Consider the following 21,819-nt stretch of genomic DNA (forward strand, 5'->3'; position numbering starts at 1 on the left):
CCCGCAACCTAAAACGCTACATAACCCGCCAAATCTGGCGCATCCTCGAAGCCACCGCTTGACAAAAACCTTCACAGATCTTGCAAGGTTCTTCATGTCTGGGTGTGGTTTGTCGTGCAAGGTCTACTGCGCTGGGGAGACCTTGCAGCGTTCTTCCTGTTGGGGGGTGGAAAAGGCTGCAAGATCGGCGCGAGCCGGAAAGTCGTGCAAGATCCGCGGGCGACAAGCGGTGGGCGGCGAGGCGCTGGCGGAAGAGGCGCTAGCCGAGGAGACGCTAGCTGAGGAGACACCAGCCGAGGAGACGCTAGCTGAGGAGACACCAGCCGAGGAGACGCTAGCTGAGGAGACACCAGCTGAGGAGACACCAGCCGAGGAGACACCCAGCCGAGGAGACACCAGCCGAGAAGGCGCTAGCTGAGGAGGCGTCGCCCGTCCGAGGGCTGTCCTTTCAAGGTGAGGTGGCTGCGCAGAAGACTCCTGTCCCGTGGAACTCCACAGGATCGAGGAGTTCGGGGACAGTTCGACGACAGTCAGTCGGAATTCTGTAGGCGGCGCTGTCGGCGCTGGGTCAGCAGCAGGAGCAGGGGCACCGCTATCAGGGCGGCCGCCACCGCGACGGCGGCGATCACGGTGAAGCCGGTTGGGCCGCCCGGGTGGGCCGCCTGAATGCCCGCGCCCGCGGCGGCGCCGGTGCGCTCCGGGGTGGCAGACGCTGCCTGAGCGGCGGCGGCGACCTCCTCCGGGGTGACCAGCTTGCCGACCGAGGTGCCGGCCGGCAGCGCGAATCCCCAGTCGAGGAGTGCGGCGCCCTGTTCCCAGCCGCGCAACGGCCGGGCCTCGGCGCCGAGCAGGGTGGCCACCAGGGTACGGCCGTTACGGGTGGCCGCGCCGACGTAACTGTGCCGGGCCAGGGCGGTGAAGCCGGTCTTCCCGCCGAGCGCGCCCGGGTAGTTGTAGATCAGCTTGTTCTCGTTCTGGAACTGGAACCCGCCGACCTTCGGATTCTTCTGCGCGGGCATCCGCGCCGTCCTGGTCAGCACGTACTTGCGGAAGTCAGCGTTCGCAAAACAGACCCGGGCGATGAGCGCCAGATCGTACGCGCTGGTGAACTGCCCTTTGCCGTCCAGCCCGGAGGGGGTGACCGCGTGTGTCTGGCGTGCGCCGATCGAGGCGGCCTTGGCGTTCATCGCGGCGACCGTCTTCTGGAGTCCGTCCGGGCCGCCGCCACCGGCCAGCCGGGCGAGCGCGTTGGCCGCGTCGTTGCCGGAGTTGAGCATCAGGCCCAGCCACAGCGTCGCGATTGTGTAGGTGCCGCCGACCACGATGCCGACGGCCGAGCTGTTCGGCTCGATGTCCAGGTCGCCGGCGGTGACCCGCATCTTCTGGGCCGGGTCGAGCTGATCGATCGCGGTCGCGGCCAGCAGCATCTTCTGCACGCTGGCCGGGGTCTGGTGCACGTGCGGGCCGCAGGCGCCGAGCACCTCGCCGGTGTCGAGATCGGCGACCAGCCAGGTGGTCGCGGTCAGTGCGGGCGGGCTGGGGCTGCCCGCCGGGACGACCAGCCCGTGCGTCGCGAGGGCCGCGCCGCCGACCGCCATGTCCTCGGCCACCTCAGCCGGCGGAGTGGGCCGGGGCGGGGCGCTCGGCTTGGCGATCTTCGGCTTGGGGCAAGGCACCTCAGCGGCCGAGTGCGAGGCGGCTGAGAACGAGGCGGCCGAGAACGAGACGGCCGAGGCTGAGCCCGAGGCGGCCGGGAACGAGGCGGCCGAGCGCGTGGCGGCTGAGAACGAGGCGGCCGAGCGCGAGACGGCCGAGGACGAGGCGGCCGAAAGCGACGTGCCCGAAAGTGAGACGGCTGCGGCTGGATGGGCGGACAGCACGACGGCGAGCGTGCACGCGGCCGCCGCCGCCACGAGCCTCACGGCCATCGGTCGCCGGCGGTCAGCCGGCGCTCCAGCAGCGTGGCCAGCGGAATCGGGTCGCCGTCGCCACCGCCGGCGCCCACGATCAGGCGGGCCGCGCTCGGCGACAGGTCAGCCCCGGCGAACCGCGCCCGCAGCGACGGCGCGACGGTGAGCACGTAGTAGCCCCCGTCCTCACCGACGGCGACCGAGCGGTCGGATTTCAGATACCACCCGCGGACGTGTGTCTTGTACGTCGACCGCCCGTCCAGGCTGCGCGCGACCAGCACGTGCGGCCGCATCCCGAGCTCGCCGGCCCGGTGGACGAAGTCGTCGAGCAGCGCCTCGGCCCGGCGTGTCTCGGCGGCCCGGTCGGCCTCCAGAGCGGCGGCGCGAACGGCCACGGCGTGCCGTTGCTGCTCCCGCCAGGCGGCCTGCTCGTCCTGCATGGCGCCGACCCTAACGTGGGAACCTGTGCCACGGCCAACCGGGCTTTGACGGATTCGGCTCCCATTCCCCGTCCCATTCCGATAACCGACGGGAAAGAATTGCCGGATCGCGGTCAGGAGTTGCGCCAAGGACCGGTTGCGCGCCAGACTGGGCGCGGTTGAATTATTCTTCTCGGGAGTCGTTATGGCGCGGCAGGTAATCACCACCCTGATCGACGATCTGGACGGCAACAAGGCGGATCGGACTGTCGAGTTCAGTCTCGACGGCGTCAGCTACACGATCGACCTTTCCGAGGCCAATGCCGGAAAGCTGCGTAAGGCTCTGGACCCGTTCATCAGTGCGGGCACCCGCCTGGGCCGCACCACGTCGGGGCGTATCCCGTCGCGTGGCGCTGCTCCGGTCCGTACCGCCGGCTCTCGTGACGAGAACCGGCTGATCCGCGAGTGGGCGATCAGCAACGGGCACAAAATCTCCGAGCGGGGCCGCATTCCGCAGGAGGTCAGCAACGCGTACCGGGCCGCCCACGGCCGCTGATTCGCGCCGTTGTCGCCGTGCCGGTCCTGCGCCGGCACGGCGTGTGGCGGCTGCTGCTCGCCGGCCCCGGGTGAGAAATCCCACTCGATCTTCGGGGAATCGTTAACAGTCCGAATTGGACGAGGAAATACTTTCCGGACGGCGAGCATCAAAGGTAAGGCGCCTGTCAAAGGCGTAGGCGGGGCAGTTCGGCGGCCACCGCCTCGAGCACCTTCTCGTCGCCGGTGTACCAGCTCGACTCTCGCGGCCAGTGCGTGATCACGTCGGTGAATCCGAGTTCCCGGGCGCGGCCGACCGCGTCGGTGAAAGCCTCCACACTGCTCATCGAGAAGATCGGTGACGTGTCCAGGTTGAGGTATCGGTCCACCGAGTCCAGTGGGCGCCCGGCCGCTTCCAGGGTCGCGTCGAACCGGTCCCGGAGCACGGTCACCTCCTTCCACCACAGTTCCGCGCTGTCCAGCTGCTGCGGGCCGGTGGTGACCCAGCCTTCGCCGTAGCGGGCGGCCAGGCGCAGCGCCCGGGGGCCGTTGGCGGCGACCACGAACGGCGGCCGGGGCTGCTGGACCGGGCCGGGGATGCTGCGGGCGTCGACCGCCGAGAACCACTCGCCGGACCAGGTGGTGGACGGCTGCCGCAGGATGGTGTCGAGCAGCTCCAGGAACTCGGCGAACCGGTCGACCCGGGCGCGCGGGGTGAGCTCCGGCTGCCCGAGCACCGCCGCGTCGAAGCCGATGCCGCCGGCGCCCAGGCCGAGAACGAGCCGCCCGGCCGAGATGTCGTCGAGGGCGGTGACCTCGCGGGCGAAATGCACCGGGTGCCGGAAGTTCGGCGTCGCCACATACGTGCCCAGCCGGATCCGGGTGGTGACCAGAGCGGCCGCGGTCAGGGTGGGGACCGGGTCGAACCACGGCCCGTCGATCAGGTCACGCCAGCCGAGGTGGTCGTAGGTCCAGGCGTGGTCGAAGCCGTACTCGTCGGCCAGGCGCCAGCGGCGGCCCGCGGCGGCCCAGCGCTGGTCGGGAAGGATCACGATGCCGATACGCACCCGCGGAAGCCTACCGGGGCACGATCAGGCGCTCTGGCGGTCCTGCCGGCCTGTCGCGTCGGGCACGGTGGCCGCGGACTCGAACGCCTGAAGCGCCCGGAGCAGGTCCTGCTGGGCGCCGGCCGGCATCCGCCCCAGCACCTCGGCGAGGGCAGCCTGCTGGCGCTCCCGCAGGTCGGCCAGCAGCCGCCGGGACGCCGAGGTGAGCAGCAGCCGCACCTCGCGACGGTCCCGTGGGTCGGCGACCCGGCGCAGCAGGCCGGTGGCCTCCAGCCGGTCGCAGAGGCGGCTGGCCGACGACGGCACCACGTCGAGGGCCTCGGCCAGCCGGCTCATGTTGGTGTGCCGGTTACCGGCGACGATGGTCAGCACCCGCAGCTGTGCGGGCGGGACGGTGGGCTGCTGGGCGAGCCTGGCCCGTTCGAGGACGGCCACCAGCGCCTCCACCGACGACTCGACAGCCGCGGCGATCTCGGTGGCACGTTCCATCCCGTATCCCCGTCGTCGGCAGTCGCGGGCCCGTGAACCTGCATGTATACCCGGTCCCCCGGCGCCGGAAACAATGATCAGCGCCGCCAGTCCAAGCAAACCATGACCGCGTCGTCATCCGGCTCGGCTCCGGCATGGTATTCACGCAGGCCCCGCAACACCGTACCGACCGCCTCGGTGGCCGGCTGCAACCGTGTCCGGCGAAGTGCGCTGAGCAGCCCGGATTCCCCGAATCGGGGGAGTCCGGCCGGAGTCGCGGCGTGCACCCCGTCACTGACCACGAGCATCCGATCGCCCGGTTCGAGCTGGAATCGCTGGATCTCGTAGTGGGCCTCGCCGAACATCCCGAGCGGCAGCTGCTGCTCCAGCGGCACCTGCTCGATACCGCTGCCGCGGGCGATCAGGCAGTGCGGCGACCCGGCGTCGACCGCGGCCACGCCACCGCTCACCAGGTCGATCTCCAGCAGCAGGGTGGCGGCGTGCACGGCGCCGGCGTACCGGGCGTGCACCGCGTCGGAGGCCAGTTCGGCCTGTTCGACGATGTCGGCGCCGAAGCGGCGGGCGTTGCGCATGGCGTTGACGGCCAACGAGGTGAGCAGCGCGGCCTCCATGCCGTCGCCGTCCCCGTTGAGCACGGTCAGCGTCAGCCGGTCGCCGTCCAGCGCCCAGTCGAAGTGGTCGCCGCGGACGTCGTACGCCGGCTCGAGCTGGCCGGCCACCAGAAACCTGTCGTCGCCGAGCGCCCGGCCGGGCAGCAGGTCCCATTGCAGCTCGGCGGCCATGGTGAGCCGGCCGCCGCGCCGGGCCCGGTGGTATCGGTCGGTCGCGTTCTCGGCGGCCCGCATCGCGGTGGCGAGGTCGTCGCCGTCGGCGGCGAGCCGTTCGGACAGTTCGGGGGAGGGCGGTGTGGGCAGGTCCGCCCGGAGCACACCGACGCGCTCGCCCCAGCAGGTCAGCGGCAGGTGCAGCCGGGTCTGCCCGGCCGGGGCGCGCTCGACGCCGGCCCGCTGGCTGCCGAAGCAGCGCAGGGCGGTGGTGGCGTCGGTGGGGTCGGGCTCACCGATCAGCGGGTGCAGGCGGGTGCCGGTGAGGTCGGGCACGAGCACCTCGACGGCTCCGGCGGCGAAGTGACGCCGGAGGTGTTCGGCGGCGATCTCGGGCAGGCGGTCGGGCGGCGCGGCCCGCAAAAGCGAGCCGAGGGGTGCCGGCTGGTCAGACATTCCAGACTCCTCTCACGAAGCGACGTGCAGGGCGACAGCAGGGCAGCATGAGGACAGCAACCGGTTATTTGTTATACGGCAAGCAAATCGCGCCGGGACAACCCACCCGGGGGCGGCCCGGCGCGACAGCCCTCAGGCGAAGGACTTCTCGAAGTGGATCAGGCTTCCACTGCGCGGGCTGGAGTGCATGCGAACGTTCTCGCCCAGCGCCTTGATCAGGAGAAGGCCCCGCCCGCGCTCGCTGGTCGGCGAGGGGGCGATGTCCGCCGCGGGGTCGAACCCGGAACCGTCGTCCATCACGTCGATGGAACAGTGGTCCACGCCGACGTCCAGGCGAACCTCGAACTTCTCCGCCCCGGTGGCGTGCTTGACCACGTTGGCGCACGCCTCGGTGAGGGCGATCTCCAGATCGGCACTGGCCTGACCGTCCACGCGGAGGATGGTCAGGGCGCAACGCAACAGCCGGCGCACGGCGGGAACGCTGTCCACCTCGCGGGGCAGATTGAGCCGAACCGACATGCGCATGACGTTTCTGTGCCCGATCAGCCGCCCGGCTAACCGTGACGCCGATGACCCCGTCCCCGATTCGTGTTATCCATGTCTGCCGCGCCCGTCTCCCTGTGCAGCGGATACACGGAGTGGAGAGACATGGTGGGACAACCTGACACGGCGACCGTCATCGCGGCCCGCGCCGGCGATCCGGTCGCGGTCGACCGGCTCGTCGCCGGATATCTGCCGCTGGTCTACACCATCGTGGGCCGGGCCCTGGAAGGGCACGCGGACGTCGACGACGTGGTCCAGGAGGTCATGCTCCGGGTGCTGCGCAACCTGGGCGAGCTGCGTGACCCCACGGCCTTCCGGTCCTGGCTGGTCGCGATCACCGTGCGCCAGGTCCGGGAACGCTTCCGGGCCCGCCCGCCGGCCGACCCGCTCGACCCCGATCTGCGCGACCCGGGCGCCGACTTCACCGATCTGGCGATCACCCGGCTCGAACTGTCCGGCCAGCGCCGGGAGACCGCCGAGGCGACCCGCTGGCTCGACGACGACAACCGCGAGCTGCTCTCGCTCTGGTGGCTGGAGGCGTCCGGCGAACTCACCCGGGACGAGATCGTCGACGCCAGCGGCCTCGGCCGCCAGCACGCGGCGGTCCGCATCCAGCGGATGAAGGCGCAGCTGGAGACGGCCCGCGCGGTGGTCCGGGCGCTGCACGGCCCGCACTGCGCGGAACTCGCCGGCGTTCTCACCACCTGGGACGGCCATCCCAGCGCGCTCTGGCGCAAGCGCATCGCACGGCACACCCGCGACTGCCGGCTCTGCGCCCCGGCCTGGCAGAACCTCGTCGAGGCAGAGCGGCTGCTGGCCGGCATGGCGCTCATCCCACTGCCTCCGGGACTTGCGATTTTCAAGATCAATGCCCTTGGGGGTACGGCCACCGGCGCCGTTTCCACCGCGGCGACGGCAGCCGCGCCCGCCCAGATCGTGGCCAAGGCGAGCAGCGTCGTGGCCCAGAAGGTGCTCGCCGGCCTCCTGGCCACGGGAGTGGTGGCGGGCGGCGGCGCGGCCGTCTGGTCGTACAGCACCCCGGCGGAGCCGATCACCAACGCCGCAGCCGTCGTCTCACCGCAACCACCGCCCGCGTCGGCCCCCGTACCCTCGCCCTCGGTGACCAAACCGTCGCCGTCGCCCTCCCGCAAGTCGCCGTCGGCGCCCGCGGCGCCGGTGGTGAACGTCTCCGCCAAGAAGGGCGCCGCGGTGTGGAAGTTCGCCGGGGCGAAAGGCGCGCTGAAAGACGTCGGCGCCTCCTGGTACTACTCCTGGTCGGCCAACGACAACGAGGTGCCCGGCCCGGCGAACGTCGACTTCGTGCCGATGATCTGGGGCGCCGCCAACGTCACCGACGCCACCCTCAAGGAGGTCAAGGCCGAGGGTGACGTGCTGCTCGGCTTCAACGAGCCGGACCTCGCCGAACAGTCGAACATGACCGTCGAGGCCGCCCTGGCCGCCTGGCCGAGACTCGAGGCGACCGGGATGAAACTGGTCAGCCCGGCCGTCGCGTTCGGCGGCGACACCGCCGGCGGCTGGCTGGACCGGTTCATGACCGGCGCGAAATCCAAGGGCCTGCGGGTCGACGCGATCGCCCTGCACTGGTACGGCTCCGACTTCAGCTCCGCCTCGGTCAACCAGTTCCTCGGCTACGTCGACGCCGTGCACAAGCGATACGGCAAACCCATCTGGATCACCGAGTTCGGCCTGATCAACTTCAGTGGGTCACCCAAGTACGCCAGCGACGCGCAGAAGGTCGCCTTCATCAAGGGCACCACCGCGGGACTGGAGAAACGCTCGTTCGTCGAACGCTATGCCTACTTCGGGCTGCCCGCCGTGGGCGACAGTGTCGACTTCGGGCTCTACCTCGACGCGGACAGCCCGACAGCGGCCGGGAAGGCGTACCGCGCGGCCGGGTGACCATCTCCACAAGGGAGGCCCGTCGGGAACGACGGGCCAGGCCGTCCGGGCGAGGTTAGTCTTCGTTCATGATTCGGTTCGGGTACAAGGCGTCGGCGGAGCAGTTCGCGCCGGCTGAGCTGCTCAAGTACGGCATTCTGGCGGAGGATCTGGGCTTCGACTCGGTGTTCGTCAGCGACCACCTGCAACCGTGGCGGCACGACGGCGGCCACGCCCCGGCGGCCCTGCCCTGGCTCGGGGCGCTGGCCGCCCGGACCGAGCGGGTGCTGATCGGCACCAGCGTGCTGACCCCGACCTTCCGCTACCACCCGGCCGTCGTCGCGCAGGCCTTCGCGACCCTCGGCTGCCTCGCCCCCGGCCGCGCCGTCCTCGGCGTTGGCTCCGGCGAGTCACTCAACGAGGTGCTCCTCGGCACCCAATGGCCGGACGGCAAGGAGCGGTTCGCCCGGCTCAAGGAGGCGGTGCTGCTGATCCAGAAGCTGTGGGCCGAGGACCGGGTGACGTATGAGGGGCAGTTCTACAAGACCGAGAACGCCACCATCTACGACAAGCCCGACCAGCCGGTGCCGATCTACATCGGCGCCTCCGGGCCGGCCGCCACCCGGCTCGCCGGCCGCATCGCCGACGGGTTCATCACCACCAGCGGCAAGGGCCACGCCCTCTACACCGACACGCTGCTCCCGGCCGTCACCGAGGGCGCCGAGAAGGCCGGCCGCAAGATCGACGACCTGGACCTGCTGATCGAGGTCAAGGTGTCCTTCGACGACGACATCGAACGGGCCCGCAACGACACCCACTACTGGGGCGCGCTGGCGCTGTCACCCGAGGAGAAGACCGGCGTCGAGGACCCGGTCGAGATGCAGCGGCTCGCCGACGCGCTCCCGGTCGAACGCACCGCCACCCGCTGGATCGTCTCCTCCGACCCGGACGAGCACGTCGCCAAGGTCGCCGAGTACCTCGACATGGGCTTCAAACACCTGGTCTTCCACGCGCCGGGGCCGGACCAGGAGCGTTTTCTGCGCCTCTACTCGGAGCAGATCCTCCCGCAGCTCCGCTCCCGCACCTGACCCCACCTGTCTGAGGTCCGGCTAGCCGTACCTCAGACAGGTTCACGCGCCCCCAGACCCGCCTGATTTCCGGCTAGCCGTACCTCAGACAGGTCCACGCCCCCAGACTCGCCTGATTTCCGGCTAGCCGTACACCAGGCAGGTTCTGGAGGGTCGATAACACGTCTGAGGTACGGCTGGGCTCGCCCGGCCGTACCTCAGACGTGTTAAGGCAGACGTATATCAGGCCTGAGGTCCGGCTAGCCGGACGTCGGGCTGGTGGAGTTGCGGGTGGTGGAGTTGCGGTGGTGGGTGTCAGACCGAGCGGAGGTGGCCCCGGGAGCCGCCGGAGCCGGTGCCCTCGCCGTTGATCACGCGTAGGTCGGGGCGGCGGCCGGTGTTCAAGTCGGTCTGGCCGTCGCGCCAGCGGCGGCGGTGCGGGGAGTCGGCGTTCGGGCGGTCGTTGCCGGGGCGGCCGGCGGACGCGCGGCGGTCCGGGGTGGTGTCGGTGCGCCGGCGTTCCGGTCCGCGGCGGTCGGTCCCGCGACGGCGGTCGGTCATGCCGATTCCGGAGCTGTTGGGATGATCCAGGTTCGTGGGGGCGGCCCGGTTCGGAGCCGGCCAGCGGCGCAGGGCCGGGTCGGTGGGCCGGTGGTCGGCGCCCGGCTTGCGCGGAGTGTTGACAGTCCCGGCGAAGAACGAGGCGCCAACCCGCTGGGCCGGCACTGCGAAGAGAGCCGCCGAGTCCCCGTGGACCGGTCCGGCGGTGGAGGATGCGGCCTCCCCGAAGATCGGGCCGGTGCCGGAGGATTCAGTGTCCCGGCGGGTCGGGCCGTTGCCGGAAGAAGCAGTGTCCCGGCGGGTCGGGCCGTTGCCGGAAGAAGCAGCGTCTCGGCGGGTCGGGCCGTTGCCGGAGGTTGCGGCGTTTCGGCGGGCGGGGCCGAGGCCGGATGGTGCGGGGGGCCGGCGGGTGAAGCCGGTGGCGGGTGGTGTGGTGGCGCGGCGGTTCGGGCCGGCGAACAGCGGCGCCGGGAGCGGTCTGGCCGGCCGGCGGGACGTGCCGCCGGTCATGATCACGATGCTGCCCGATGTGGTTTCCGGGTCGCCGTCGCGGCGGAGGGCCAAGCGCTCCCGGATGATCGCGGCCAGGCCGGCCAGCCGGGCGGTGCCGCTGCGCTGCGGGTAGAAGTCGACGGGCACCTCGGTGACGCGGAGTCCGGCGCGGCGGGAACGGGCCGTGAGCAGCGTCTCGATGTCCCGGCCGTCGCCGCGGACCGGGTCGGTTCCGGCGACGCGCGGGAGGCCCAGCCGGTCGGCTTGACTGCGCCGGAAGGCTCGGAAGCCGGTACCGGCGCCGGACGGGCGGCAGCCCAGCAGCACGCTCATGAACCAGAGCAGGAACAGGTCCGAGCGCCGGGGGACCCGGACACCTTCAGCCACGTCGGCGCCGGCGATGCCACCGATGCCCGCGCCGATGCCACTGATGCCGGCGCCGATGCTATTGATGCCCGCGCCGATGTCATTGATGTCGCCGATGTCGCCGATGCCCGGGTCGGTGCCGCCGATGCCCGCGGCGGCGGCAGCATGACTGGCGGCTGGGCCGGAGGTAGTGGCAGTGGCGGGGGAAGCGGCAGTGGCGGGGGAAGCGGCTTGGGTCGAGGGGTGGAAGGGCTGGTCAACGGGTGTGGCAAGCGCTTCGACGAGGTGCGGCAGGTGGGCCGGATCGCAGGAGCCGTCGCCGGGCAGGGTGACGATCACGTCGCCGGTTGCGGCGGCCACTCCGCAGGCGATCGCGTTGCCGGTTCCGTAGCGGGTCTGGCGGATCACCCGGGCGGCCCGGGGCAGCGGCAGGGTGGTGTCCTCGTCCGGGCCGACGACCACGATGATCTCGCCCACCGGGGGCAGTCCGGCGAACAGCAGGGGCAGCCGGCCGGTGGTCGGCAGAGGGATCACAACGCTCACGGAGGGTAACTGCGGAACTGGCATGTGATACGGCTCCCGGCTCGGCGGCGTTGCTGGGCCCGAAGCTACCGGCCCGCAACCGGCCTGCACCCTGGCCTATCGGTTGATGGTGATCATCTACGCGGACCGAACCGGCGGTGACGGCCCGTGTGCGTTGCCGGGCCGTCACCGACCGTACCGAATTTGGGTAGGGTGATCGATGTGAAACTCGGCCTGCACATCTCCACCTTCAGCTGGCCCGGCGGCGCGCAGCGTCTCGGTCCCGTTCTCGCCGACATCGCCTCCGCCGCCGATGAGGCGGGCTTCGACCGGATCAGCGTGATGGACCACGTGTGGCAGATCCACGTGAACGGCCCGCCCGAGATGGAGATGCTGGAGGCCTACACGGCTCTCGGCTTCCTGGCCGCGCACACCAGCCGGGCGCAGCTGCTGACCCTGGTGACGGGTGTCGTCTACCGCGAGCCGGGCCTGCTCGCCAAGGCGGTGACCAGCCTCGACGTGCTCTCCGGTGGCCGGGCGATGCTGGGGATCGGCGCCGCGTGGAACGAGGAGGAGTCGCTCGGGCTGGGCCTGCCGTTCCCGCCGACCGCCGAGCGGTTCGAGCGGCTGGAGGAGGCGCTGCGGATCTGCCGGCAGATGTTCGCCGGTGACGAGACCGCGTTCGCCGGTGCGCACTACCGGCTGGACCGGCTGCTCAACTCGCCGTTGCCGCTGCGCCGTACCCCGATCCTGATCGGTGGCGGCGGGGAGAGGAAGACGCTGCGGCTCGTCGCGGAGTATGCGGACGCCTGCAACCTGATGAACACCGACGAGCTGCCGCACAAGCTGGACGTGCTGAAACGGCACTGTGACGCGGTCGGGCGCGACTACGACGAGATCGAGAAGACGGTGCTCTACCGGTTCACCGGCGATCTGGCCGAGACGGAGCGGGAGGCTCGCCGGCTGGCCGGGCTGGGCGTCACCGTCATGCACGGCCCGGTCCGCGACTCGTGGCAGAAGACCGGGGAGTTCAAACGGACTGTGGAAGCGGTGGCGGGACTGTGAGCATCGAGGCGGTCGTCTTCGACCTGGACGGCGTGATCATCGACACCGAGGAGGTGTGGGAGGAGGTCAGGCGCGGCTACGTGGCCGAGCACGGCCGGGAGTTCCTCCCCGACTCCCAGGATCGGATGATGGGCATGAGCACCGGGGAGTGGTCGGCGCATCTGGCAGACGAGGTGGGCGTTCCCCGTACCGCCGAAGAGGTCGCCTCGGACGTCCTGGGCCGGATGGCCGAGCGTTATCGAGAAGCCCTGCCATTGATTCCCGGGTCCGTCGAGACGGTCCGGGCGCTCGCCGCCCGGTACCGTCTGGCGCTGGCCAGCTCGTCGGCCCGGATCCTGATCGATCAGGTGCTGGCGACGGCCGGGCTGGCCGAGGTGTTCGAGGTGACGCTGTCGACCGAGGAGGTGCCGCGCGGCAAGCCGGCGCCGGACGTCTACCTGACCGCGGTCGCGAAGCTGGGCCTGACGCCGGCGGTCTGTGCCGCGGTCGAGGATTCGAGCAACGGCCTGCGTTCGGCGGCCGCGGCCGGTCTCACCGTGATCGCCGTGCCGCACGGGGTCTATCCGCCGGCCGAGGACGCTCTGGCGGGGGCGACGCTGGTGGTGAAGGCGGTCACCGAGGTGACTCCGGAGGCGGTTTCAAACCTTCATCGATAGGGGTGCCGCGAAAGGGTCTGACCAGGCGGCCTGATTACCGGTTCGGTGTGCCCGGGTTGCGATCGGGTTAGAGGGTGCCCCCGATTCGTCAACCCGGGCCCTGGTCCGACCGATTACCCCGGCATGGAACCCCTCGCCTCAATCAGCGGCCTCGCTACCGAGGCCAGCCGTCGGCCCATCGGCTGGCAGGTGCAGCTCCGCGTCGACTATGTCGTCAACAAGGTGATGCAGACGCATCGCGGCCAATCCGAAGACGCCGTCAAGCAGGCCATCCAGGACCAGCTGCGGGTCTACGGTGTCGTGCCCAACAACCGCCAGGTAAGTCAGTACGCGACGGCCATCTCGGCGTTGCCCCAACTACCGCCGAGAGGCTGACCGGTCATTTCACCGGGAAACGCAGGATCCGGTCGTCACCGTCGCGTGTGTCGCCGCGGCCGTCGGTGTTCGAGGTGGTCAGCCACAGCGAACCATCCGGCGCCACGGCGACCGTGCGCAGCCGGCCGTACCTCCCGGTGAACTCCGCTTTCGTCGAGCCGCCGCCGAGCGGCACCGTCCACAGTCGTTCGCCCTTGAGGGCGGCGACGTAGAGGGTGTCGCCGGCCACGGCCGCGCCGCTGGGCGACGCGTCGTCGGTGCCCCACTGCACGATCGGGTTCACATACCTGTCGTCGTCGGTGCGGCCCTCGACCTCCGGCCAGCCGTAGTTCTTCCCCGGTTCGATCACGTTGACCTCGTCCCAGCGGTCCTGGCCGAACTCGATGCCGTACATCCGGCCCTGCGCGTCCCAGGCGATGCCCTGCACGTTGCGGTGGCCGAGACTCCACACCGGTGAGCCCGCCCACGGGTTGCCCGGCGCCGGCCGGCCCTCCGGGGTGAGCCGCAGAATCTTGCCGGACGGGTCGTCGCGGTCCTGCGAGCGGGACTCCTCGCTCGCGTCGCCGGTGCCCACGTAGAGCATGCTGTCCGGGCCGAACGCGATCCGCCCGCCGTTGTGCCGCCCGCCCCGGGCGATCCCGTCGAAGATCACCTCGGGCTCGCCGCCGCCGAGCCGGAACCGGACGATCCGGTTGTCGTCGGACGCGGTGAAATACGCATACACCCAGTCGTCGCGCACGGCCAGGCCGAGCAGGCCGCCCTCGCCGCCGGACTCCACGCCGCGCACCCGGTACACCTCGCGGGGCTCGCCGCCGGGCACGATCTCCAGGATCCGGCCGGTGTTGCGCTCGGCCACCAGCGCGCTGCCGTCCGGCCGGAAGGCCAGCCCCCACGGCACGTCGATGCCGGTGGCGACGGTCTCTGGCGCGCCCAGGTCGGGGGTGCCGGTTGCGGCGGCCGACGGGGCGGGCGGCGCCGAGCCGGTCACCGACGGCACCGGGGCGACCGTCGGCGCCGCCGACGAGCCGTCGGACGAACAGGCGGTCAGCACGGCCAGACCGGCGGCCGCTGCGGCGAGTCGCGTGATGGTCATCCACCAACCGTGCCACGGCCCCGGCCGATCGCCATGACTCGTCTGCGGTAAATGATGTTGTTTGCCGGATTCTCCGCCGGGATTCGGACCAAGATGAGCCCGATGCGAGCTTTGGGACGGCCGGTCACGGCCGCGATCCTCACCCTCACAACCTTTCTCGGGTACGCGCCACAGCCGGCCCGGGCCGACCGGTCCATCGGTGTGCCGCCCCGGGTCCTGCGTCTGGGCGCCGACCCGATCCGCTGGTCGCCCTGTCCCGAGGACGAGCGCGTCCAGTGCGGCCTGATGCGGGTGCCGGTGGACTGGACCGTCCCGCTCGGCCCGCAGATCGACGTCCAGCTGGCCCGCAGCCCGGCCGGTGACCAGGCCGGCAAGCTCGGCGTCCTGATGGTCAACCCGGGCGGCCCCGGCGTCTCGGCCGTCAACCTGGCCCTCGACCACGACTTCTTCGACCCCGAGGTGAACCGCCGGTTCGACATCGTCGGCATCGACCCGCGCGGAGTCGGCCGCAGCGCCCCGATCCTCTGCGACCAGAACCTGGTCGACGCGAAACCGTCACCGCTGTACGCCACCGAAGCCGAGTTCCAGAAGGCCGAGGAGTACAACCGGAAACTGGCCGCGGACTGCGCCGGGCGCAGCGGGCCGGTCTACGAGCACGCCGACACCGGCAGCGTGGTCCGCGACATGGAGGCCGCCCGGATGGCGCTCGGCGTGGACCGGATCAGCTTCTTCGGCGCCTCCTACGGCACCCTGCTCGGCCAGCTCTACGCCGAGCGCTACCCGGACCGGGTCCGTGCCCTGGTCCTGGACAGCGTGATGGACCACAGCGCCGACGTGGACGCGTTCCTCGGCCAGACCGCGGACGCCGTGCAGGCGGCGTTCGACCAGTTCGTCGCCTGGTGCGGGCGGGACGCCAAGTGTGTGCTGCGCGGGCGCGACATCCGGGCGATGTGGGCCGAGCTGATGCAGCGCGCCACGGCGGGGGACCTCGCCGACCCGTACGATCCGCCCAGCAAGATCGGCGCCTGGGAGCTGATCTCGGCGGCGTTCAGCGCGTTCTACGACCCGCAGTGGTACTCGTTCGCGCACTACCTCAAGGAGGCGTACGACCCGGCGCCCACCCCGGCGGCCCGGCGGGCCGTGCCCCGCCTGGAGGACCTCACCCCGCACAGCTTCCCGGCCGTCATCTGCCAGGACTGGTCACTTCCGGTCGGCGGCTTCACCGGATACCGGGACCGGCTGCGCGCCCTGGCCGGGCGGGCGCCGCAGATGCGGGCCTCGCCGCTCGCGCTCACCGCGGTCTCCTCCTGCCTCGGCCGGGACGCCGAGCCGGTCAACCCGCAGCGGCCCATCCCGGAAGCCGCCGGCCCGGTCCTCGTCGTCAACTCCCGGTACGACCCGGCCACCGCCTACCCCTGGGCGCAGCAGGTGGCCCGGCAGCTCGGCCCGTCCGCGCGGCTGCTCACCTACCAGGGCTGGGGGCATGTGGCCTACAAGCACAGCACGTGCGTGAGCGCGGCGACCGACCGCTTCCTGCTCGACCTGACCCTGCCGTCCGGCCCGACCTGCCCCGCGGTCGAGCCGAAACCGTTCGGAGTCGGCTGACCGTTTGCTCTTCCGGTCGCCTCCGGGTAGGCAGATATGGACGACCGGCAATGTCCAACCTGGAGGGCCGATGCGGTTCCTGCCCGCGCTGACAGCGCTGTCACTGACCACCCTGGGATTCGTCGCCGCCTCCCCACCGGCTTTCGCCGGGGGCACGATCAAAGAGCCGACCGCCATCGGGTACGGCGGAGCCGTCGCCACAGTCGACGCGGACGCCACCGCGATCGGCCTGGACGTGCTGCGCCGTGGCGGCAACGCGGTCGACGCGGCGGTCGCGGCGGCGGCGGCCCTCGGCGTCACCGAGCCGTTCTCGGCCGGGATCGGCGGTGGCGGCTTCTTCGTGTACTACGACGCGCGCAGCGGGCGGGTCTCCACCATCGACGGGCGGGAGACCGCGCCGGCCACGGCCACCGAGAAGTACTTCATCGACCCGGTGGACGGGCTGCCGTACGACTTCACCGAGGCCCGGGTCAGCGGCCTGTCCGCCGGCGCGCCCGGCACCCTGGCCACCTGGGAGGCGGCCCTGCGGCGCTGGGGCACCAGGTCGCTGGGCGCCTCGCTGAAACCGGCCGCCCGGCTCGCCGACCACGGGTTCACCGTCGACGCCACGTTCCGCCAGCAGGTCGCCGACAACGCCGCCGCGTTCGGGCAGTTCACCTCGAGCCGGGAGCTCTACCTGCCCGGTGGGGCCCCGCCGGCGGTCGGCAGCGTCCAGCGCAACCCGGACCTGGCGGACACCTACCGGCTGATCGCCGAGCAGGGGACCGGGGTCTTCTACCGTGGGGCGGTCGGGCGTGACCTCGTCGACACGATCCAGCATCCGCCGGTCGCCGCCGACCCGTGGGGCGCCTGGGCGTACCCGATCCGGCCGGGCACGCTGACCCGGGAGGACCTGGCCGGCTACCGGCTGCGGAACCCCGAGCCGACCCGGTCCGACTACCGCGGGCTGACCGTCTACGGCATGTCCGCGCCGTCCAGCGGTGGCGTCGCGGTCGGCGAGGCGCTGAACATCATCGAGGCGGGGCTGCCCACCTCGGCGACCTCGACCGAGAAGCTGCACTACTACCTGGAGGCGACGGCCCTCGCCTTCGCCGACCGGAATCGGTACGTGGGCGCGTACACCTCGCCGCCGGTCCTGAAGAAGTTGATCTCAGATCGCTGGGCCGAGCAGCGGGCCTGCTCGATCGACCGCACGAAGGCCCTGGTCAAACCGGTCGCGCCGGGTGATCTGAACGGCGCCGGCTGTGCCACCGCGGCGGCCGGCCGGCGGGTCGAGGAGGGGCAGAGCACCACCAACCTGACCGTCGCCGACAGGTGGGGCAACGTCGTCGAGTACACCTTCACCATCGAGGCGACGGGCGGGAACACCATGGTCGTTCCCGGTCGCGGGTTCGTCCTCAACAACGAGCTGACCGACTTCAACTTCGCGCCCACCCAGGGCGACGCGCCCGACCCCAACCTGCCCGGACCCGGGAAACGCCCGCGCAGCTCGATGTCGCCGACGATCGTGCTCAAGGACGGCAAGCCGTTCCTCGCGCTCGGCTCGCCCGGTGGCGCGACCATCATCACCACCGTCACCCAGCTGCTGCTCAACCGCCTCGACCTGGGGATGAGCCTGCCCACGGCGATGGCCGCGCCGCGCGCCTCCCAGCGCAACAGCGCCGGCATCCAGGCCGAGGCCGCGTTCCGGCTCCAGTACGGCCCGGCGCTCACCCCGCTCGGCCACACGTTCGCCGCCGACGCCCCGGAACTCGGCGCGGCCACCGCGATCGAGTTCACCCGGGGCGGCGGGTTCATCGCCACCGCCGAACCCGTCCGCCGAGGTGGCGGGGCCGCCGGGGTGGTCCGGCCGGCCCGCTGAGTTTGGCGGCGCCCCGATCGGTCGGCCATCATGGTGCGACCGATCGGGGAGAGGCAATGAGTTTCGAGAGCATGTCGCCGCACGAGGGCAACCTGGAGACCTTCGGCCTGGCCACCCGCCGGGTCATCCGCTTCAGCGTCGGCTTCCTGGTGATCGTCCTGCTCACCGCCGGTTTCGTGCTGGTCGGGGTGAACGCGGTGTCCCGCGGCACGGTCGACCTCAGCTACCCCGGCACCCAGGCCGGGCTGGTGCTCGCCATGTCCGCCCTCGGGCTGCTGACCTGGGTCTGCCTGGTCGGGCTGCTGATCTCCGCGATCGTGTGGATCGTCAGCGCCCACAAGGTGTCGCCCACCGGCCCCGGCGCGACCGGATATGGGGGCCTGTTCGCGATCCTGCTGCTGATCAGCCTCAGCTACCTGCTGCCGGTGACCCTGCTGGCCGACGCCGGGCTCCGGCTCCTCGGCTGGGTCGCCCTGATCGCCGGGGTGGTGCTGACCCGCGCCCGGATCCGCCGCGAGACCGGCCGCCCCGACCTCGGCGGCCGCACCCGCACCATCCTGCGCAGCGACGACTGGGACGCCTCCAAATGGGACCCGGAGGTCCACCGCGACATCGAGCGCCGCGGCCGTCCCACCGACTGACCGCTACCGCACGTCCAGCGGCAGCCGGACCAGCACCGTCGTGCCCGAGTCGCCGCCGGTCAGCTCGATGCTGCCGTGGTGCTTCTCCACGACGGCCCGGCTCAGGGTCAGGCCCAGCCCGCTGCCCGGCAGCACCCGGTCATGGCCGCGGGACGTCCGGAAATGGCCGGTGAACAGCTGCTCCCGCTCGGCGTGCGGGACATCCCCGGCCGCGTCCGACACGGCCAGCTCGGCCGCCCGCCCGGTGCTGCGCAACGACACCGCCACATGACCGCCGTCCGGGCTGAACCGGACCGCGCTGCCCAGCAGGTTCTCCACGATGTGCCGCAGCCGGTCCCGGTCGCCCGGCAGGATCAACTCACCCGGCAGGTCCGCGTCGATCACCACGGGGGCGCCGTCGATCGCCACCCGCGCCCGGTCCACCACCTCACGGACCACTTCGGCAAGATCCATGGGGGTACGCCGTACGTCCGCGTGCCCCGCGTCCAGCGCCGACAACTCCAGCAGCTCGTTGATGATCTCCCGGAGCTGGTTCGTGTTGCGCTCGATCACCGCGATCAGGCGTGGCCCGTCCCGTACCAGCGTCGGCTCGTCCGCCTCGCGCAGCAGCTCGGTGTAGGCGCTGATCGACGTCAGCGGGGTGCGCAGCTCGTGCCCGATCAGCGCCAGGTACTCGTTCTTGCTCCGGGTCAGCTGCCGCTGGAGATCCTCCACCCGGCGCCGCTCCACGAACTGCCCCAGATGCGCGGCGATCCCCGACATCAGCGCGACCAGCTCGTCCTCCGGGTCCTCCACCGAATCGGCGAACACCGTGAGCACCCCGATCGGCCCCGAGCCGTCGTGCACCGGGATCGCCAGCGCGGTGTGCAGCCGGTCCGCCGACGTGTCCGGGGAGATCAGGCTCTGCGGGCGGCCCACGTCCCGGATCCACAGCGGCTTGTCCACCTGCCAGGCCCGGCCGGCCAGGCCCTGGCCGTACGCCAGCCGCTCCGGCACCGGAATCCCGGACGGCCAGCCGGGTGTGCTCCAGCGGGCCGCCGCCCGGATCGTCCCGTCGTCGACCATCCACAGCTCGGCGTGCACCCAGTCCAGGGTCGCGACCACCGCCTCCAGCACCCGCGGCCCGGCCGCCTCGATGCTCGGCGTGCCGGCCAGCGCCGTCGTCACCGCCAGCTCACAACTGCGGAACCGCTCCGCCCGCCGCTGCCGGGTCACGTCCTGCACCGCCTGCACAGCGCCCACCACCCGGCCGTCCAGACCGCGGATCGGCTGCGCGTCCATCAGGAAGAACCTGGTCCGGCGGCTCCGGCCGTGCGCCGCGATCGGCTCGTCCCGGACCCGCTCCCCGCGCAGCGCCCGGAACAGCCCCAGCTCCTCGCGCCGCAGCGACATCCCCGACCCGTCGGCCAGCCCCGTCACGTCCTCCACCGGCGAGTCACCCCACAGCCGGCGCATCCGCTCGTTGACGAACACCACCCGGCCGTCGGCGTCGCACGCCGCCACCCCGTCGTGCAGGCTGTCCAGCACCGCGTCCAGGAACCGGTGCTGCTGCTCCAGCTCGTGCCGGGCCAGTTGCTCGCCGATCAGCAACGTCGCCACGTCGGCCGCCTCGGCGACCGCGGCGATCTGCTCGGCCGTCCACTGCCGGGGCCGGTGGTCGTAGGCGAAACACACGCCCAGCACCAGGCCCATCCGGTCGTGCACCGGATAACCCAGGTAGGCGCCGCCGTGCTCGCGCACGATCCCGGCCGGCATCCGGTCACCGGTCACCACGAGGGCCTGTCCGGTACGCACCACGATCCCGCCGAGTGAGGACTCCAGGTCGGTGTGGATCACCTCGTCCCAGTCGGCGGCCACACCCCAGCTGCCGTACAGGCGTAGCCGATCGCCCTCGACGAACTGGACGCAGGCGCTGGGCGCGGCCGCGGCCCGGGCCGTCAGCGCGGCCAGCTGGTCGGCGGAGCCGCTGGTCAGGACACCACGATGCGGAGTAGGCCCGAGAAAACCGGCGGCCGCCGGCGAGCGTGCGTGCTCGTCGACGGCCGTCCCCCCGTAAGGATCAGCCGTGCGCGCGGGAGCCGCGGCTTCCGCCGCGTGCGTCCGTCCGGACCGCCCGGCATCGCCGGGGCCTTCTCGCCGCATGGCCGACCTCCACCTCAAGCCTAGATGCGCGAAAGGGCTAAAACCGGCAAATGACGCGGCACGCGCGGCCTTGGCCCCTTCGTGGCGGGGCGGCAACGATCCACCCCACATCCTTCAGTGTCGGCCGGTGCCGCCCGACCCTTTGGGCCGTTCTCCGGGGGCGCGGGAGGGGTCGGACGGCGCACCCTTCGCTGCTGCCCGGCGGCTCAGCGACGGGTGGCTCGCCTCTGATCGGCGCCGGGGCGGCTCAGTCTCGGCGGTGCCGGATGGTTCACCCCTGATCGGCGCTGGGGCGGCTCAGTCTCGGTGGTGCCGGGTGGCTCGCCTCGGGTCGGTGCCGGCGGCTCAGTGTCGTTCGTATCGGAGGTCGGTGATCGGGCGGCCGGCTGCGGCGCCGCGGCGTTCGAACTTCGTCTCCGGCTGGCCGTGCGGGTCGGCCGGCAGGCGGCGCAGGCCCGGATCGGCGTCCAGCGTCTCGGCCATCGCCTCGGCGTACTCCGGCCAGTCGGTCGCACAATGCAGCACCCCGCCCGGGCGCAGGCGTTCCCGCAGCAACGCCACGTTCGACGGCTGGATCAGGCGGCGCTTGTGATGGCGGGCCTTCGGCCACGGATCCGGGAAGAACACGTGCACCGCGTCCAGCGCCCCCGGACTGATCCGGTACACCAGTTGCATCGCGTCACCGTGGGCCACGCGGACGTTGTCGAGCTCCAGCTCGCCGGCCAGCGCCAGAAGGTTGCCGATGCCAGGGGTGTGCACCTCGACCCCGAGGTAGCCACGGCCCGGGTCCGCCGCGGCCATCGCCGCAGTCGCATCACCCATACCGAAACCGATCTCCAGAACCACCGGAACGTCCCGGCCGAACAGGCCGGCCAGATCCAATGGCGTACGGTCCCCGTCGGTCACCGTCAGCCCGAGGCTGGGCCACAGCGCCTCATGCGCATCGGCGTGGCGGGTGCTCATCCGACCGCGGCGCGGATGAAAGGTGCGAATGGGGCGGGCGGCGGCGGTTTCGGTGTCACTCATGGCGCGCCCAACGATAGAACCAGCCCCCGGCCACCGCGAAATCCCGCCCACACCGCCTCGCCACGCCCCAGCCGGCGGCACGGTATGGCTGCTTCCCGGCCCGGCCGGGCGGCCGGCGGCACGGCACGGCTGCTTCCGCGGCGTTTTAGTCCCTGTCGCCTCTGGCGAGGCGGCCCGTTCCGGGCTGAAAATCGGTGCTGGTCGCTCGCTGACGTCGTAACCCTTTGATTCGTACGAGGTCGTGTTTTAGTCGGACGCGGGCAGTC

General features: G+C 71.6%; 19 protein-coding genes. 9 read left to right on the top strand and 10 right to left on the bottom strand.

The window, feature by feature from the left end; all coding sequences use genetic code 11:
• Window positions 1-530 precede the first annotated feature (530 nt).
• Together AB0E94_RS50245 and AB0E94_RS50250 are read right to left on the bottom strand one after the other, a co-directional pair.
• Entirely contained in the window at window positions 531-1,922 is a 1,392-nt protein-coding gene (locus AB0E94_RS50245; RefSeq protein ID WP_360343188.1) for a serine hydrolase, read from the bottom strand.
• The gene (locus tag AB0E94_RS50250; RefSeq protein ID WP_360343191.1) at window positions 1,919-2,350 is read right to left on the bottom strand and encodes a hypothetical protein; all 432 of its coding nucleotides are present in this window, start codon (window positions 2,348-2,350) and stop codon (window positions 1,919-1,921) included. Before AB0E94_RS50250 ends, AB0E94_RS50245 begins: the two co-directional genes overlap by 4 nt.
• A gap of 184 nt (window positions 2,351-2,534) precedes the next feature.
• Here AB0E94_RS50250 and AB0E94_RS50255 point away from each other — a divergent pair, with 184 nt between their 5' ends.
• A complete protein-coding gene (locus tag AB0E94_RS50255; RefSeq protein ID WP_360343194.1) occupies window positions 2,535-2,885 on the top strand; it encodes an Lsr2 family protein in 351 nt (116 codons plus the stop codon).
• A gap of 166 nt (window positions 2,886-3,051) precedes the next feature.
• Here AB0E94_RS50255 and AB0E94_RS50260 read toward each other — a convergent pair whose 3' ends face one another.
• The 4 genes from AB0E94_RS50260 to AB0E94_RS50275 form a co-directional block, all read right to left on the bottom strand.
• The gene (locus AB0E94_RS50260; protein WP_360343197.1) at window positions 3,052-3,930 is read right to left on the bottom strand and encodes an LLM class flavin-dependent oxidoreductase; all 879 of its coding nucleotides are present in this window, start codon (window positions 3,928-3,930) and stop codon (window positions 3,052-3,054) included.
• A 24-nt stretch (window positions 3,931-3,954) separates the two neighbouring features.
• Window positions 3,955-4,419, bottom strand: a complete 465-nt coding sequence (locus AB0E94_RS50265) for a MarR family transcriptional regulator (protein ID WP_360343200.1) — start codon at window positions 4,417-4,419, stop codon at window positions 3,955-3,957.
• A gap of 77 nt (window positions 4,420-4,496) precedes the next feature.
• Window positions 4,497-5,639 carry a PP2C family protein-serine/threonine phosphatase gene (locus AB0E94_RS50270; protein ID WP_360343203.1) on the bottom strand — a complete coding sequence of 381 codons (1,143 nt, stop codon included), beginning with the start codon at window positions 5,637-5,639 and terminating at the stop codon, window positions 4,497-4,499.
• Between the two features lie 132 nt (window positions 5,640-5,771).
• On the bottom strand, window positions 5,772-6,158 hold the full coding sequence (locus tag AB0E94_RS50275; RefSeq protein ID WP_360343206.1) for an ATP-binding protein: 387 nt from the start codon (window positions 6,156-6,158) through the stop codon (window positions 5,772-5,774).
• A 129-nt stretch (window positions 6,159-6,287) separates the two neighbouring features.
• Here AB0E94_RS50275 and AB0E94_RS50280 point away from each other — a divergent pair, with 129 nt between their 5' ends.
• Together AB0E94_RS50280 and fgd are read left to right on the top strand one after the other, a co-directional pair.
• Window positions 6,288-8,102: a sigma-70 family RNA polymerase sigma factor gene (locus tag AB0E94_RS50280; RefSeq protein WP_360343209.1), complete on the top strand. Its 1,815-nt coding sequence runs from the start codon at window positions 6,288-6,290 to the stop codon at window positions 8,100-8,102.
• 68 nt (window positions 8,103-8,170) lie between these two features.
• Entirely contained in the window at window positions 8,171-9,169 is a 999-nt protein-coding gene (fgd, locus tag AB0E94_RS50285) for a glucose-6-phosphate dehydrogenase (coenzyme-F420) (protein ID WP_360343212.1), read from the top strand.
• A 294-nt stretch (window positions 9,170-9,463) separates the two neighbouring features.
• On the opposite strand, the gene AB0E94_RS50290 is transcribed toward fgd, so the two are convergent.
• Window positions 9,464-11,101, bottom strand: coding sequence for a glycosyltransferase (locus AB0E94_RS50290; protein ID WP_360343215.1), 1,638 nt, complete (start codon window positions 11,099-11,101; stop codon window positions 9,464-9,466).
• A 201-nt stretch (window positions 11,102-11,302) separates the two neighbouring features.
• On the opposite strand from AB0E94_RS50290, the gene AB0E94_RS50295 reads away from it, so the two are divergent.
• The 3 genes from AB0E94_RS50295 (at window position 11,303) to AB0E94_RS50305 (ending at window position 13,185) form a co-directional block, all read left to right on the top strand.
• Window positions 11,303-12,154, top strand: coding sequence for an LLM class F420-dependent oxidoreductase (locus AB0E94_RS50295; RefSeq protein WP_360343242.1), 852 nt, complete (start codon window positions 11,303-11,305; stop codon window positions 12,152-12,154).
• Window positions 12,151-12,810, top strand: coding sequence for an HAD family phosphatase (locus AB0E94_RS50300; protein WP_360343218.1), 660 nt, complete (start codon window positions 12,151-12,153; stop codon window positions 12,808-12,810). The genes AB0E94_RS50295 and AB0E94_RS50300 overlap by 4 nt, the downstream gene beginning before the upstream one ends.
• Window positions 12,811-12,933: 123 nt before the next feature.
• Complete coding sequence (locus AB0E94_RS50305) at window positions 12,934-13,185, top strand: hypothetical protein (protein ID WP_360343221.1); 252 nt, start codon at window positions 12,934-12,936, stop codon at window positions 13,183-13,185.
• A 4-nt stretch (window positions 13,186-13,189) separates the two neighbouring features.
• Here the strand turns inward: AB0E94_RS50305 and AB0E94_RS50310 are convergent, their stop codons facing one another.
• Window positions 13,190-14,278: a PQQ-dependent sugar dehydrogenase gene (locus AB0E94_RS50310; RefSeq protein ID WP_360343224.1), complete on the bottom strand. Its 1,089-nt coding sequence runs from the start codon at window positions 14,276-14,278 to the stop codon at window positions 13,190-13,192.
• Window positions 14,279-14,380: 102 nt separating this feature from the next.
• On the opposite strand from AB0E94_RS50310, the gene AB0E94_RS50315 reads away from it, so the two are divergent.
• From AB0E94_RS50315 to AB0E94_RS50325, 3 genes are all read left to right on the top strand, one after another.
• Complete coding sequence (locus AB0E94_RS50315) at window positions 14,381-15,883, top strand: alpha/beta hydrolase (protein WP_360343227.1); 1,503 nt, start codon at window positions 14,381-14,383, stop codon at window positions 15,881-15,883.
• 70 nt (window positions 15,884-15,953) lie between these two features.
• Window positions 15,954-17,744 carry a gamma-glutamyltransferase gene (ggt, locus tag AB0E94_RS50320; RefSeq protein ID WP_360343230.1) on the top strand — a complete coding sequence of 597 codons (1,791 nt, stop codon included), beginning with the start codon at window positions 15,954-15,956 and terminating at the stop codon, window positions 17,742-17,744.
• A 56-nt stretch (window positions 17,745-17,800) separates the two neighbouring features.
• Window positions 17,801-18,385, top strand: a complete 585-nt coding sequence (locus AB0E94_RS50325) for a hypothetical protein (RefSeq protein WP_360343233.1) — start codon at window positions 17,801-17,803, stop codon at window positions 18,383-18,385.
• A gap of 3 nt (window positions 18,386-18,388) precedes the next feature.
• On the opposite strand, the gene AB0E94_RS50330 is transcribed toward AB0E94_RS50325, so the two are convergent.
• Together AB0E94_RS50330 and trmB are read right to left on the bottom strand one after the other, a co-directional pair.
• Window positions 18,389-20,527 (bottom strand): ATP-binding protein, encoded by a 2,139-nt coding sequence (locus AB0E94_RS50330; RefSeq protein ID WP_360343236.1) that lies wholly within the window; start codon window positions 20,525-20,527, stop codon window positions 18,389-18,391.
• A gap of 345 nt (window positions 20,528-20,872) precedes the next feature.
• A complete protein-coding gene (gene trmB, locus AB0E94_RS50335; RefSeq protein WP_360343239.1) occupies window positions 20,873-21,553 on the bottom strand; it encodes a tRNA (guanosine(46)-N7)-methyltransferase TrmB in 681 nt (226 codons plus the stop codon).
• Window positions 21,554-21,819 lie beyond the last annotated feature (266 nt).

The organism is Actinoplanes sp. NPDC026670 (assembly GCF_040638175.1).
In the GTDB taxonomy this organism is placed as follows: domain Bacteria; phylum Actinomycetota; class Actinomycetes; order Mycobacteriales; family Micromonosporaceae; genus Actinoplanes.

Coding starts and splice junctions, on each gene's coding strand:
- AB0E94_RS50280 (WP_360343209.1), top strand. CDS start 6,288: ATGGTGGGACAACCTGACACGGCGACCGTCATCGCGGCCCGCGCCGGC.
- ggt (WP_360343230.1), top strand. CDS start 15,954: ATGCGGTTCCTGCCCGCGCTGACAGCGCTGTCACTGACCACCCTGGGA.
- AB0E94_RS50270 (WP_360343203.1), bottom strand. CDS start 5,639: ATGTCTGACCAGCCGGCACCCCTCGGCTCGCTTTTGCGGGCCGCGCCG.
- AB0E94_RS50265 (WP_360343200.1), bottom strand. CDS start 4,419: ATGGAACGTGCCACCGAGATCGCCGCGGCTGTCGAGTCGTCGGTGGAG.
- AB0E94_RS50305 (WP_360343221.1), top strand. CDS start 12,934: ATGGAACCCCTCGCCTCAATCAGCGGCCTCGCTACCGAGGCCAGCCGT.
- AB0E94_RS50250 (WP_360343191.1), bottom strand. CDS start 2,350: ATGCAGGACGAGCAGGCCGCCTGGCGGGAGCAGCAACGGCACGCCGTG.
- AB0E94_RS50255 (WP_360343194.1), top strand. CDS start 2,535: ATGGCGCGGCAGGTAATCACCACCCTGATCGACGATCTGGACGGCAAC.
- AB0E94_RS50275 (WP_360343206.1), bottom strand. CDS start 6,158: ATGTCGGTTCGGCTCAATCTGCCCCGCGAGGTGGACAGCGTTCCCGCC.
- AB0E94_RS50330 (WP_360343236.1), bottom strand. CDS start 20,527: ATGCGGCGAGAAGGCCCCGGCGATGCCGGGCGGTCCGGACGGACGCAC.
- AB0E94_RS50325 (WP_360343233.1), top strand. CDS start 17,801: ATGAGTTTCGAGAGCATGTCGCCGCACGAGGGCAACCTGGAGACCTTC.
- AB0E94_RS50315 (WP_360343227.1), top strand. CDS start 14,381: ATGCGAGCTTTGGGACGGCCGGTCACGGCCGCGATCCTCACCCTCACA.
- AB0E94_RS50310 (WP_360343224.1), bottom strand. CDS start 14,278: ATGACCATCACGCGACTCGCCGCAGCGGCCGCCGGTCTGGCCGTGCTG.
- fgd (WP_360343212.1), top strand. CDS start 8,171: ATGATTCGGTTCGGGTACAAGGCGTCGGCGGAGCAGTTCGCGCCGGCT.
- trmB (WP_360343239.1), bottom strand. CDS start 21,553: ATGAGTGACACCGAAACCGCCGCCGCCCGCCCCATTCGCACCTTTCAT.